Genomic DNA, 12,968 nt, shown 5'->3' on the forward strand with positions numbered 1-12,968 from the left:
GGACATCCGGACCTGGATCGCCGACTGGAACGACAACCCCAGACCCTTCGTCTGGACGAGGACCGCTGACGAGGTCTTCGAACGCCTCGCCGGATATCTGAACCGAATCAAGGACTCAGGACACTAGTGTGCTGCGCCAGAAATTGCGAGCCTAATTACCTAGCGTTTATCGGTGTCGGGTGGAGCGATCTTGTTGAGGTAGTCGGCGAGGGAGTTCAGGATCTCGTCGGCGGTCCTCGTCCAGGTGAAGGGGCGGGGGTCCTCGTTCCAGGTGTCGATCCATGCCTTGATGTCGTTCTCCAGGGCTTTCACGGAGGTGTGGACGCCGCGGCGGATGAGTTTGTCGGTCAGCAGGCCGAACCAGCGCTCGACCTGGTTGATCCAGGAGGAACCGGTTGGCGTGAAGTGTGAGGGGCCTCGCGTTTTTCGGACAGGGAGTTCGACCGATTAATTCATGCGGCGAGTCGCAGATCTTCGAATTCGGCATGCACTTCACGCGGAGGGCGATAACCCACTGCTGAATGAAGGCGTTTGAGATTGTACCAGAACTCTATGTACCGGGTAATGTCCCGCCGGGCCGCCTCGCGGGTGGGGTAACTCATGCGGGATACGCGTTCGCTCTTCAGGGCGCCGAAGAAAGATTCGGCCATGGCATTGTCGAAACAGATTCCGGTGCGGCCGGCCGACCGGCGCAGCCCGAGTTCTCTGAGGACGCCTGCGTACTCGGCCGACATGTAGTTCCCAGGTTCAACCAGTCGTTGCAACACCCCTGATCAGAGGAGTGTGTTGTGGGACGACCAGCGGGTTGGATGACGGAGTTGACAGGGCGGTCGCCCATGAAGTCACCGGGACGGCCCTCGACGCGGCGGGAGATCGAGAGACTGTTCTGGCGAGAGATAGCCAAGGGACTGACCAGCGAGGATGCAGCCGTCGCCGTCGGGGCGGCACCGGCGGTGGGCACCCGGTGGTTCCGGCATGCTGGCGGGATGCCGCAGATCGATCTTGCCGTCTCGGGCCGCTACCTCTCGTTCGCCGAGCGGGAGGAGATCGCCCTGTTGCGCGTGCAGGGCGCCGGAGTACGGGAGATAGCCCAGCAGCTGGGCCGGGCACCCTCGACGATCTCCCGGGAGCTGCGGCGCAACGCGGCCACCCGCGGTGGCCGGCTCGAGTACCGGGCCTCGGTCGCGCAGTGGAAGGCCGACCTGGTGGCCCGGCGGCCCAAGGAGGCGAAGCTGGCCGGGAACGAGCGGCTGCGGGAGTATGTCCAGGACCGCCTGCTGGGCGTGATCCGAGCCCCGGACGGCACGGTACTTCCCGGGCCACAGGTTCCCGAGTGGAAGGGGCGCAACAAGCCGCACCGCAAGGATCGCCGGTGGGCGAACGCCTGGAGCCCGGAGCAGATCGCGGCCCGCCTGAAGATCGACTTTCCTGAGGACGAATCCATGCGCATCAGCCACGAGGCGATCTACCAGTCCCTCTACGTCGAGAGCCGCGGCGGCCTCAAACGCGAGCTCGTGGCCTGCCTGCGCACCGGCCGCGCCCTGCGCGTCCCACGGGCCAGGTCCCGCAACAAGCCGGGCGGCCACGTCACCGAGGAGGTGGTGATCAGCCAGCGGCCCGCCGAAGCGGCCGACCGCGCCGTGCCCGGCCACTGGGAAGGAGACCTGATCATCGGGCTGAACCGGTCGGCGATCGGCACGCTCGTAGAACGAACGACCCGCTACACCATGCTCGTTCACCTGCCGCGGGCCGAGGGCTACGGCACCGTCCCACCGACCAAGAACGGACTCGCACTGGGCGGCTACGGCGCCGTGGCCATGAAGGACGCCCTGGCCACCACGATGACCATCCTGCCTGACCAGCTCCGCCGGTCACTGACCTGGGACCGCGGCAAGGAGCTGGCCGCTCACGCCCAGCTCACGGTCGAGACCGGACTGCCCGTCTACTTCGCAGACCCGCACGCTCCCTGGCAACGGGCCACGAACGAGAACACCAACGGGCTACTGCGCCAGTACTTCCCCAAGGGCACCGACCTGTCCCGATGGAGCGCCGACGAACTGTCCGCCATCGCCGCGGTCCTCAACTCCCGTCCCCGTAAGACCCTCGGCTGGAAGACACCCGCGGAAGCCCTCGACGATCATCTACGATCGGTGCACGCCGGTGTTGCGACGACCAGTTGAATCCGCCTTCGCTGCCGCGGCCGGTTCTGCCACTCGGCCATGCCGTCCAGGACCTTGTCCGTGATCGTGGAGATGGTCTGCCGGGAGACCTCGGCGCCATAGACCTCCGCGAGATGGGCCTGGACCTCACCAGTGGTCAGGCCCTTGGCGGCCAGCGAGATCACCATCTCGTCGACGCCGGTGGGTCCCGTGCGGAACTGGCGCGGTTCGCGGTCCCGGGCGGCCTGGACCAGGGGGCGCAGCGTCAGGCAGTCGTCGGCGGTGTGGGTGTGGACGGTGGACCGCAGGGTCACCGGGCGGGGTACGGTCCGGCCGGCCATGGCCGAGGAGAGCTCCTGGGGGTCGAAGTCCGCGATGCGGGCGGCGAGGACGAAGCAGGGCGGCTTCACGTTCTGCGCCTGGAAGCCGACGAGATGCCGCACCGCCGCCTCGGCGGTCGTGCGAGAGCGCGGCGCGCGCCGGAGCTGACGTTCCGGAGTGGTCCGGTTGAGGGCACGGATGCCGAGCACGGGAGGGTTCGCCCGGGTGGCCACGGCACGAAGGGACCGGGCCTTGCGGACAGAGGGTGTCCGCAAGGCCCGGTCCGCTCCCGGCGGGTGCCGTCGCCGGCGTCAGACGCCGATCAGCTCGAAGGCGATGGCCTGGGTGCCGCCGAACCGCTCGCCGAAGGTACGCACCTTCTTCTCCAGGAATCCCCGCGCGTTGGCCATCGGGTGGCCGGGGCCCAGGTCGTCCAGGTAGTCGAGGTACGAGCGGTGGGCCTCCAGCGCGGCGACCCCCTGGTCCATGAACCCCGTGACGTCGACCGCGTGGCCGGCGAACGGGGAGCCGCCGACCGCCACGTAGCGGACGCCCTTCCACGGTTCGAGGCCCTCAGCGGTCAGTTCGGGGAAGATCCAACGGTTGCCCGCGTCGCTCGCGGCGTCCAGGAGCGCCCGCCCGACGTGGCGGTGGTCCGGGGAGTTCCAGTCACCGCCCCGCCAGCGCTCGTGGAAGTTGAGTGTGACCAGGATGTCGGGGCGGTGCCTGCGGATGGCGGCGGCGATGTCCCGGCGCAGCGGCAGTCCGTACTCGATGGTGCCGTCGGGGTGATCGAGGAACTCGATCTCCTTGACGCCGACGAGTGCGGCGGCCCGGATCTCCTCCTCCTCCCGGATGCGCCCCGCCTCGTCGGGCGTCAGGGTGTCCATGCCCGCCTGTCCGCGGGTCACCATCAGGTAGGCCACCTCGCGGCCGGCCGCGGTCCAGGCCGCGACGGCCAGCGCGGGGCCGTACTCCAGGTCGTCGGGGTGGGCGACGACGGCCAGCGCGCGCTGCCAGTCGTCGGGCATGGGTGCGTAAGGCTCGGCCACCGCAGGATCAGCCGTTCGTCTCGGCGGGCGTCCATTGCGGCGTGTAGTCCGCGTGGTCGATGCCACGGGCCCAGGCGGCCTCGAAGGAGTCCGTGCACATCTTGGCGATGGCCGGGTCCTCGTTGAGGGTGTGCGGGCCCCACGAGCCGTCGCCGTGGAACTCGGTGAAGCGGACCAGCTTGCCGTCGAACACCCAGAAGTCGTTGCCGGGGAACAGCAGGTCCGACACCCGGCTGCGGGGCAGCCAGCGCACCTGCTCGCCCGCGGGGACGTTGACGATGGTGGTCGTCTCCCACTCGTACTGGATGAAGTCCGTCACCGGCTCGGACACAATGCGCAGCCGCCGCCATTCGACGCCCCGGGCCAGGGTCTCCTGCACGAGTTCGACCCAGTCGAGGTGCCGGTCGTACTCGATCGGCTTGCCGGCCTGCCAGTCCACGAACACCGGGCCCTTCGGTGTGTACGTGTCTCGCATCTCCAGGTGGATGGCCGAGTGCTTCGCCTGGCCGATCAGTTCCTTGAATGCGGGAAGATTACTGGACATCGCTGACTCCTCTGCACGAGCCGGACCCAACCGGCTGCCGGGGGCTCATTGTCGCGGCGCCGCCGTGCTCGGGACGCCTTTCAGATTGCTTTCTTCGGCGGCTTCCGCGGCGGGCACGCGGGTCCTGACCGCCCAGCGCGTCACGGGGCCGCTGAGGGCCAGCGAGCCCATGAAGAGGAGGGCGAGCAGCAGCCAGCCGACCGCTCCGAGGCGGTCCGGCGCGGTGGTCACCAGGACGGGACCGGCGATCACGGCGAGGGCGTCACCGGTGGCGAACACGCCGCCGTACTGGCCCTGCGCGTTCTCCGGCGCGAGTTCGTAGCGCAGTCCCCAGCGCGCCGCCTCGCCCCAGATCTCGCCGAGCGTGAAGAGCACGGTGGCGACGGCGAGGGTGACGGCGGCCGCCCAGGCGGGGATGTCGCCGGAGAACGCGGCGACCGCGCAGGCGACGGCGAGCACGAGGAACGTCCACTTCTGGAGGCGGCTCGCGCCGGCCACGGTGTCAGCGTCCCGGGCGACGTAGACCTGGAGGAAGACGACCATCAGGGTGTTGATGAGCATCAGCCAGGCGGCCATCGCGCGCGGTGCGTCGGTGTGGGTGACCAGCCACAGCGGCACGCCGAGGGCGAGCACGGTCGGGCCGATGCGGGCGAGTCCGGACACCTGGGCGACCATGATGTAGGGGACGTCGCGAACGGCCGACCGCTCGCGGCGGCCGCGTGGCTGCCGGGGCTGCGGGGGTACGTGGGGCAAACGCGTGTAGAGCCCGGCGACGAGCACCATGGCGATCGCGTTGCCCCAGAACAGCGCGAGATACAGGGAGCGCGAGTCGACCGCGATCACGAAGCCGGCGGCGAGCGAGGCCAGGGCGAAGCCTCCGTTGAAGACCGACCTCATGTAGGCGGAGAGCTTCACCCGGCCCTCGCGTCCCATGACGCCGGACACCAGCGCGCCGCGCGCGACATGGCCGGTCTGCTCCGCGGTGCCGAGGAGCGCGGCCATCACGAGGTACAGGGCGAAGGAGTCGACGAAGACGGCGAAGACCAGCATCGCCGCCTTGCAGAGGGCGAGGACGGCAGTCGTGCCGCGCGGCCCGAAGCGGTCGGCGATGAAGCCGACCGGGACGCCGAGGACGAGCGCCATCACGCCGGCGACGGAGAGCCCGATGCCGATCTGCCCCGGGGACAGTCCGACGACCCGGGCGAAGTAGACGGCACCGCCCGCCATGTAGAGGCCGTTGCCGAGGCTCGCCACGGCCGTGCACAGTACGAGGAGCCGCCCGGGCCCCGGTTCCGGCAGCAGGGCGGAGAGGAAGGACCGCCGGGTCTGCCGGGTCCCCTGCGCGGATTCAGTCATCGTGGCTCCCGGTGCGTACGAGGATTGACCTGGCGTCAGGATGCGGGCATGATCGGGAAAAATCATTACCTTTCCGGCGAAAGGCGACTCCATGCCGCATGTGTTCGTGCCCATAGGCGTCGTCCGTGGCTCGCGTCAGGGGACCAGGCAGGACAACTGGGGGGACGTCGAGTGCCGGATCGAGCTGAGCCCCGAGGAGCTGGAGCCGGAGGCGACCCTCGGGCTGTCGGACTACTCGCACGTGGAGGTCGTCTTCACCTTCCACCTGAGCGACCGGGTGTGTCGCGGGACGCAGCACCCACGCGGCAACCCGGACTGGCCCCGGGTCGGGATCCTGGCGCAGCGGGCGCCGAACCGGCCGAACCATCTCGGGGTCACCGTCTGCGAGTTGCTCGTGGTGGACGGGCTGACCCTGACCGTGCGCGGTCTCGACGCGCTGGACGGGAGCCCGGTGCTCGACGTGAAGCCGTATCTCCCCGAGTTCGCCGCCCGGGGCGCGGTCCGTGAGCCGGACTGGTCCCGTGAGCTGATGAGCAACTACTTCTGAGCCGCCTCCCGGGCCGCGCGGGCCGCGGGCCGGCGCCGTGCGCGAGGTCGCGCCGCTCATCCGGCCGCTCCCCGGGCCCACCGGTCCTCCGGGGCCGTGTCACCGGGCCGCCTCCCGGCCGTGCCGACGCACCGGGCGACGAGGTCCGCCCGGCCGGCGGCCACGAGGGTGTCGGCCTCGTCCTGCGGCAGGTCGCCGTCCGCCAGCAGGACCACGGGCAGCACTCCGGCCGCGGTGAGCTCCTCCGCCCGGCGGGTGCGGGAGATCCGGCCGGCGCCCGGCTGCGCGGGCACGGCGAGGAAGTCGAACCCCCGGCCGGCCGCGTGCCGTGGCAGGGCGCCCCCCTCGTCCACGCCGGCGTCGTCCACGATCAGCCCCACCGCGGGGGCGCCTGCCGCCCGCCAGGCGGCCGGGTCGGCGGTCGCGTCCGCGAGGGGGCAGCGCACGGCGCCGTCCGCGGTGCGCACGACCAGGACGCCCCGCCCGCCACCGGGACCGGCGGCGGAGCCGGTCTCGGCTGCGAAGACCTCGGCATCCGCGAGCCGGCTGCTGAGGGTCAGCGCGCCGACGACGGCGGCCACCTCGGTCGGGGCGGCGGCGGTCGGTCCGCCCGCGAGGCGGGCGAGCGTCTGCCCGGTGAACCGCGGGTCGCGCTCACGCAGCCGCGCCCAGGTGTTCATCTGCCGTCGGCTGCGCAGCGCGAAGACCGTGCGGTGCCCGTCGACACGACCGCGCCGGCAGAGGGTCTCGAACCACTCGACGCTCTCCGCCGCCTCCGCCTGCGCGGCCTCGACCACGGGCCTGCGCTCCTGCTCGTAGGCGTCGAGCGCCGCCGGGACGTCACCGGCGGCGGCGAGGGCGCGAGCGAGGCAGAGGGCGTCGTCGACGGCCAGGCTGGTCCCGGACCCGATGGAGAAGTGCGCGGTGTGGGCGGCATCGCCGACGAGCACGCACCGCCCGTCGTGCCACCGGGAGTTGACCACGGTGCGGAACGGCTGCCAGCGCGACGTCTGCGCGTGCAGCGGTGCTCCGCGCAGCTCGTCGGCGAAGATCACGGCGAGTTCCTTCTCGGTCTCCGCCAGGGTCCTGTCGCCGCCCAGTCCGTGCGCGGCGAGGGTGGCGGGGTCCGCCTCGACGATGAAGGTGCTCTCGTCGGCGCCGTGCGGGTACGCGTGGACGACCAGCAGCCCCGGGCGCAGGTCCTTGAGAACGAACTGGGGATCGAGGCGCACCGGCGCGGAGGCCCACAGGAAGTGGGTACGCCCCTCGGTGACGGTCGTCCCGAACGCCTCGGCGCGGGAGCGGCGCAGTGTGCTCCCGGCGCCGTCGGCGACGACCACCACATCGGCCCGGGCGGGCACCGAGGCGACGGTGCCGCGCACCGCGCGCACCCGCGGGCCCGCTTCCGCGAGCGCCCGCGTACGGGCATGGAAGGCCCGCCGTCCGAGGCCCACGGTCCCGTAGGCGCCGGACCAGATGCGCTCCTCACCGAAGCGGGTCAGGGTGCGGTCCCAGGTGCCGGTGGCGTCCGGTGGCAGGTCGAAGACGTCGGGGAAGCCGCCTCGGATTCGGTCCATGAACTCGGTGGACATCACGATGCCGGCGCCCGGCCCCCGGCTGTCGCGGTCGTGGAGGTCGATGGTCACGTCCGGTCTCAGGCGCGACAGCTCCAGGGTGAAGAACGCCCCTGCCGCTCCCGCCCCGACCACGGCGACATGGCGCAGCGGAGTGCCGGTCATCCCCGTGTCCCGTCCCAGTGGAAGCGTTCGCCGCGGGCCAGGGCGGCACCCCGTGAGGCCGCCATCATCTCACCGCTGGCGACCTTCATGATGGTGAGGAACTCGCCGAACTGCGGCTCGGGTGCGCCGATGTCGCGGCCGGCCCGGGCGATGAGCTCCAGCCAGCGGACCCGGTGGTCGCGCCCGATCAGGAAGTGGCTGTGCGCCTGGTGCAGCCGCGGGTCCCACGCGGCGGTGAGGTCGTTGGCGCCGTAGATGCGGACGAAGTGCCGGGCGAGGCGAGCGCTGTGCTCCGCCCAGTCGTCCACGACGAAGAGCGGGACGAGCACTGGGTCCTCGGCGACCAGTTCGTAGAAGCGGGTGGCCAGGGCGTGGAAGAACGGTTCGCCGCCGATCCCCTCGTAGAAGTCCTCCACCTTGCGGTCGACCTGCTGCGGGGTTAGGTGCTCACCGGACTGGAGCCCCTGGTCGGCGACGAGCAGGACCTTGCCATCGTGGCGCGGTACCGGTTGTTGCGGCACGGACTTCTCCTCATCGGTCGAGCAGCAGGGCTGCCGCGGAAAGGGTGTTCACGGTGCATCCGCGGAGCTTTTTCGCCTGAAGCGTCCCCAGGCCGTACGCCATCGACGTGATCCCGAGTCGGGGGGCGAGTTCCACGGGCCGGTAGAACATCGTGGCGAAGTAGGTGAAGGAGGCATCGGGGCGGTCGTAGTCGGTGCCGCTCATCAGGACGGTCCACTGCCGGCCGTCGCGGACGAGGATGCTGAACGAGAGCAGCGTCCCGTCCTGGCGGGCCTCCACGACGGTGACGTTCTCCGGGCCGAAATGCTCGCGCAGATGGCGCAGCGAGCCGGCCTCCCGCTCCGCGTCCGGGACGCCGCCGTACTTGGTGACGATCTGGTGGCGGAGCCGGACCAGTTCGGGTTCCTCGTCGCGGATGGGGCGTTCGCCGACGACGACGCCGCGCAGCCCGATGTCACGCAGCTCCCGGCGGACGGCGAACCGGCGCTTGCGTGGCAGGGTGGCCAGGTAGCCGTCGAAGTCCTGCCAGGTGACGTCCAGGTCGCAGCGGTCGACCATGGGGACCACGTCGAAGCCGCGCTCCCGCAGGGCGTTCATGAAGGCGGGGAAGTCGGGCCGCAGGAAGAGGCCGGCCACGGACCGCATGCCGTTGTCCCGGGCCCAGGCGACGAGTCCGTCGACGTAGCGGCCGACGGCCACCGGGTCGTGGGCGTCCGGGCCCGCCGGGGCGGTCTCGTAGTTGGGGAACATCAGCAGGCAGCACGGGAAGACGTCCTCGGGGGCGCGGCCCCGCCAGGGGTGCGGCCCGTGTTCGGCGACGCCGTCGGCCGCGCTGCCGCCGGAAAGCACCCGGAAGGGGTCGAAGCGCACATGGCCGGTGGGTTCGTCGACGAGGCCGCCGACGAGGGCCACCGAGGGGCCGTGTTCGCCGTTCAGCGCCAGGGTGCGGGCACCGCCGGGGACGCGGCCCTCGGCCAGGGTGATCCAGCGGCGGCTGAGCGTCGCCGGGGAAGCGGGCCCCAGGAGCCCGTCCCAGTCGTCCGGTACGCCGGGGCGCACGGTGAAGGTGCCGGGCGCGGGGCGCACGGCGGGGGCCGAGGGGTCGTCCATCTGCGTCACGGCGGTTGTTCCTTCAGTCGTGTCCCGGCCGCCGTGGAGCCGGTGCAGGGCCCGGGGCCCCCGGGCCCTGCACCGGTGCTTGCGGTCGGCCGGACGGGGTCGGTTCATCCCTCGGCCGGGGGGATCAGACGGAAGCCAAGTCCCAGACCTTGGTCGTGTCACCCTGCTCGTGGGCGTCCCAGACCTGGATCAGGTCCCAGACGGTGAGCTCGTCCCAGACCTTCAGCTCGTCCCACACCGTGAGCTCGTCCCAGACCTCCAGCCGGTCCCAGACCTCCAGCCGGTCCCAGACCGGACGCGTCGTGACGTGCATGTCGCGCATGTCGTGTCCTTCCGATGAGTGCGGCAGTCCGTTCCATTCCAGGAGTAACCGCCTCAACCGTGAGCCGGAGGGCGCAAGCCGTAGGCACTCGGGGAGCTGTACCGCTCGCAGAGGAGACGGTCCTTCCTGGCCATGGCCCGGCGGGGGCCTGTTTGCGGCCCCCGGTCCGCCGAGTGTTTCAGAGCGGGCAAAGGCCCGTCTTCTCTCAGATTGCTCGGCGGCCGGCAGTCCGGATCGGAGGCGGATCCGGCCGCGAAAGAGCAGGTCACGGCGATGCGACGGGGTCAGGCGCCGAAGGCGAGCACCACATTGTGGCCGCCGAACGCGAAGGAGTCGGAGAGCACGGCCCGCAGTTCGGCCGGGCGCGGCTCGGCGCCCACCACGTCGAGACCGATGGCCGGATCCGGTGAGTCGAGGTTGAGCGTCGGCGGGACGGTCCCGTACCACAGCGCCAGTACGCTCGCCACCGCCTCCACGGCTCCCGCCGCGCCCAGCGCGTGCCCGGTCATGGACTTGGTCGCCGACACCGGGACGTGCGCGGCGGCGTCGCCCAGCGCGGCATGCAGGGCCTTGGCCTCGGCGTCGTCGTTGTAACGGGTCCCGGTGCCATGGGCGTTGACGTAGGAGACGTCCGAGGGCGCCCAGCCGGCGGAACGCAGAGCGCGGCGGATCGCGCGGGCCGCGCCCGCGCCCTCGGGGTGGGGGCCGGCCACGTGGTGGGCGTCGGACGTCCGCCCGTAGCCCTCCAGGGCGGCGAGCACCTCAGCGCCCCTGGACCGCGCGTGGTCCTGCGACTCCAGGACGAGCACGGCGGCGCCCTCCCCCAGGACGAAGCCGTCCCGGTCGGCGTCGAACGGGCGACCGGCGCGCCCGGGTTCGGCGTTGCGGGTGGACAGCGCCCCGACCCTGGCGAACCCGGCGACGATCAGCTCGGTGATGGGCGCCTCGGCACCGCCGGCCAGCACCACGTCGGCCTCCCCGGAGACGATCATCTGGGACGCCACGATCAGCGCCTCCGCGCCCGAGGCGCAGGCCGTGGCCACAGAGGTGCTGGGGCCGGTAATGCCGTGGGCGATAGCGACGTTCGCCGCGGGCGCGTTGGCCATGGACATCACGACCGAGCGGGCGCCGATCCGCCCGGGCCCGTCCGTCTGGAGCAGGCGGGCGTTCCGTTCCCAGCTGCTCGCGCCGCCGGCGCCCGTGCCGATGACCACGCCCACCCGGTCGCGGTCCAGGGCGGTGAGATCCAGACCAGCGTCGTCGAGCGCCAGCCGGGTGGCGGCGAGCGCGAGATGGGTGGACCGGTCGGTGGTCAGTTCCTCGCGCCGGCCGGGGGCGAGGCCGGGCGGCAGGTCGACCTCGCCGACGATGCGGACGGGGAGACCGGTGGCGTCGAAGCGGGTGATCGTGCGGATCCCACTGACGCCCTTGAGTTGGGCGTGCCAGAAATCGTGCCGGCCGATGCCGATCGGCGTGACGGGCCCGACGCCGGTGACGACCACCCGCGGGCCGGTCACCGCTGTGCTCCGTTGCCGTGGGCGACGAGGTAGCCGACCACGTCGCCGACCGTGGTGAGTCCGGGCATCGCGTCGTCGTCGACGGGCTGTCCGCTCTCCGATTCCATGATCGTCAGCAGTTCGACCATGTCCAGCGAGTCCAGGCCGAGGTCCTCCTTGAACCGGGCCTGCGGGGTGATCTCCTCGGGGAGGAGGCCGAGCTTCTCCTCCAGCAGCTCGCTCACGCGGTGGAGGATGGCGTCGGCCGGGGTGGTTCCTGTGGTCATCGGGTCGTCCTTCGGTCGAGGGCGGGCAGAGGTGCGGCGGGTGCGATGACGGTGTCCGCGTGCAGCGCGAGATCCGCGCAGACGCCGGACACCGCGGCCACGAAGCTGTCGGCCTGGCGGGCGGTCAGGGTGAGCGGGGGCTGGATGCGCAGCACCCGGTTGCTGTTGGCCGTGACGAAGGTGAGCATCCGGTGGTCGCGGGCGAGCTGGGCGGCGAAGCGCAGGCACAGCATGTCCCCGAGGGAGGACTCCAGCGCCTCGCCGGCCCTGCGCACCGCGGTGCGCACGTCGTCGGGCAGCCAGTCGACGAGGCCGTGCAGATCGCCCGGGAGCCGGGTGAGGAGTTCGTCCGCGAGGGCGCCCGCGGCGCCGGAGAAGTCCCCGTCGAACTCGATGGCGTTCATCAGGCCGATGCCGCGCACCTCGCGGACGAAGCCGTACGGGGCGCAGGCCGCGCGCAGCCCCTCGCGCAGCCGTGCGCCGGTCACCCCGGCCCGCTCGGGCAGGTTCTCCTCCTCCACGACGTCCAGCGCCGCGAGGGCCACGGCGGCGGCGAGGTTGCCGCCGCCGAAGGTCGACGAGTGGAGCACGGCACGGTCGGTGCTGCCGTACGCGGCGTCCCAGAGACCGGCGCGCACCAGGGTGGCGGCGATCGGGACCAGTCCCCCGGACAGCGACTTCGCGAGGCAGACCACGTCCGGTTCGAGTCCGTCGTGCGCGGCGGCGAACATCGTTCCGGTGCGGCCCAGTCCGGTCTGGATCTCGTCGAGGACGAAGGCGGCTCCGGCGCGGCGGCACAGGCGCTGCGCCTCCAGCAGATAGCCGGGCGGCGGCAGCACCACGCCGCCCTCGCCCTGCACCGGTTCGACGACGAACGCGGCGGCTCCCTCGATGACGTGGGCGAGGGCGCCGGCGTCGCCGTACGGGACGGAGACGACGTCGCCGAGCAGCGGGGCGAACGCCCGGCCGTGCGCCCGGCGCCCGGTGACGGACAGGGCGCCCATCGTCTTGCCGTGGTAGCTGTTGTCGGCATGGACGAGGCGGGTGCGGCCGGTGCCGGCGCGGGCGACCTTCAGCGCCGCCTCCACCGCCTCGGCGCCGGAGTTGCTGAAGAAGACGCGCTCCAGCCGGCCCGGGGAGAGGGCACTCAGCCGTTCGGCCAGTTCGCCGGCCTGCACCGGCACCGAGATGTACTGGTTGAAGACGGGGGCGCCCCGCTCCAGGAAGGCGCGCAGGCCCCCGACCACCCGCGGGTGGTTGTGTCCCAGGCTGACGGCCCCGTAGCCGGCGACGAGGTCCAGGTACTCGGTGCCGTCGGCGGTGGTGAGCACACAGCCCTCCGCCCGGGTGAACACCCGGTCCATTCCGTGGGCGGCGAACAGCCGGGACAGGGACGGGTTGACGTGGTCGCGGAAGCGCCGCCGGCTCGCGGCGACAACGTCCCCGGCGCCATCGGCGACGGCGTCGGTCGCATCGGTGACGGCGGGGGGCGGCGCGGCAGACC

13 protein-coding genes and 3 pseudogenes are annotated in these 12,968 nt (G+C 71.9%); 3 read left to right on the top strand and 13 right to left on the bottom strand.

Annotation, left to right across the window (positions count from 1 at the left end; all coding sequences use genetic code 11):
- A pseudogene (locus C1I97_RS41535) lies at positions 1-127 on the top strand (IS630 family transposase); the annotation flags it as partial.
- Positions 128-159: 32 nt separating this feature from the next.
- Here the strand turns inward: C1I97_RS41535 and C1I97_RS17890 are convergent.
- A pseudogene (locus C1I97_RS17890) lies at positions 160-408 on the bottom strand (IS630 family transposase); the annotation flags it as partial.
- 44 nt (positions 409-452) lie between these two features.
- Positions 453-767 (bottom strand): integrase core domain-containing protein, encoded by a 315-nt coding sequence (locus tag C1I97_RS17895; RefSeq protein WP_181446776.1) that lies wholly within the window; start codon positions 765-767, stop codon positions 453-455.
- A gap of 42 nt (positions 768-809) precedes the next feature.
- Here C1I97_RS17895 and C1I97_RS17900 point away from each other — a divergent pair, with 42 nt between their 5' ends.
- Complete coding sequence (locus C1I97_RS17900) at positions 810-2,180, top strand: IS30 family transposase (RefSeq protein ID WP_111004220.1); 1,371 nt, start codon at positions 810-812, stop codon at positions 2,178-2,180.
- Between the two features lie 17 nt (positions 2,181-2,197).
- Here the strand turns inward: C1I97_RS17900 and C1I97_RS39955 are convergent.
- The 4 genes and pseudogenes from C1I97_RS39955 to C1I97_RS17920 form a co-directional block, all read right to left on the bottom strand.
- Positions 2,198-2,713 (bottom strand): annotated as a pseudogene (locus C1I97_RS39955) (DNA glycosylase AlkZ-like family protein); the annotation flags it as partial.
- A gap of 78 nt (positions 2,714-2,791) precedes the next feature.
- Positions 2,792-3,511: a PIG-L deacetylase family protein gene (locus C1I97_RS17910; protein WP_111004221.1), complete on the bottom strand. Its 720-nt coding sequence runs from the start codon at positions 3,509-3,511 to the stop codon at positions 2,792-2,794.
- A 28-nt stretch (positions 3,512-3,539) separates the two neighbouring features.
- Positions 3,540-4,076 (bottom strand): DUF6879 family protein, encoded by a 537-nt coding sequence (locus C1I97_RS17915; RefSeq protein ID WP_111004222.1) that lies wholly within the window; start codon positions 4,074-4,076, stop codon positions 3,540-3,542.
- A gap of 45 nt (positions 4,077-4,121) precedes the next feature.
- Complete coding sequence (locus C1I97_RS17920) at positions 4,122-5,432, bottom strand: MFS transporter (protein ID WP_181446778.1); 1,311 nt, start codon at positions 5,430-5,432, stop codon at positions 4,122-4,124.
- A 91-nt stretch (positions 5,433-5,523) separates the two neighbouring features.
- Between C1I97_RS17920 and C1I97_RS17925 the strand changes: the two genes are divergently transcribed.
- Positions 5,524-5,979 carry an SAM-dependent methyltransferase gene (locus C1I97_RS17925; protein ID WP_111004229.1) on the top strand — a complete coding sequence of 152 codons (456 nt, stop codon included), beginning with the start codon at positions 5,524-5,526 and terminating at the stop codon, positions 5,977-5,979.
- 56 nt (positions 5,980-6,035) lie between these two features.
- On the opposite strand, the gene C1I97_RS17930 is transcribed toward C1I97_RS17925, so the two are convergent.
- From C1I97_RS17930 to C1I97_RS17960, 7 genes are all read right to left on the bottom strand, one after another.
- Positions 6,036-7,718 carry an FAD-dependent monooxygenase gene (locus tag C1I97_RS17930; RefSeq protein ID WP_111004224.1) on the bottom strand — a complete coding sequence of 561 codons (1,683 nt, stop codon included), beginning with the start codon at positions 7,716-7,718 and terminating at the stop codon, positions 6,036-6,038.
- Complete coding sequence (locus C1I97_RS17935) at positions 7,715-8,239, bottom strand: truncated hemoglobin (protein ID WP_111004225.1); 525 nt, start codon at positions 8,237-8,239, stop codon at positions 7,715-7,717. The genes C1I97_RS17930 and C1I97_RS17935 overlap by 4 nt, the downstream gene beginning before the upstream one ends.
- 10 nt (positions 8,240-8,249) lie before the next feature.
- A complete protein-coding gene (locus tag C1I97_RS17940) occupies positions 8,250-9,359 on the bottom strand; it encodes a GNAT family N-acetyltransferase (RefSeq protein ID WP_111004226.1) in 1,110 nt (369 codons plus the stop codon).
- A 124-nt stretch (positions 9,360-9,483) separates the two neighbouring features.
- Positions 9,484-9,681 (bottom strand): hypothetical protein, encoded by a 198-nt coding sequence (locus C1I97_RS17945; RefSeq protein ID WP_111004227.1) that lies wholly within the window; start codon positions 9,679-9,681, stop codon positions 9,484-9,486.
- 284 nt (positions 9,682-9,965) lie between these two features.
- Positions 9,966-11,198 (bottom strand): beta-ketoacyl-ACP synthase II, encoded by a 1,233-nt coding sequence (gene fabF, locus C1I97_RS17950; RefSeq protein WP_258382618.1) that lies wholly within the window; start codon positions 11,196-11,198, stop codon positions 9,966-9,968.
- Positions 11,195-11,464 (bottom strand): acyl carrier protein, encoded by a 270-nt coding sequence (locus C1I97_RS17955; RefSeq protein ID WP_111004228.1) that lies wholly within the window; start codon positions 11,462-11,464, stop codon positions 11,195-11,197. Before C1I97_RS17955 ends, fabF begins: the two co-directional genes overlap by 4 nt.
- Positions 11,461-12,968 (bottom strand): aspartate aminotransferase family protein (locus C1I97_RS17960; RefSeq protein WP_146608239.1); only part of this gene is annotated, 1,508 nt, incomplete at its 5' end. The genes C1I97_RS17960 and C1I97_RS17955, both read right to left, overlap by 4 nt.

Source organism: Streptomyces sp. NTH33, assembly GCF_003236365.1.
Lineage (GTDB): Bacteria > Actinomycetota > Actinomycetes > Streptomycetales > Streptomycetaceae > Streptomyces.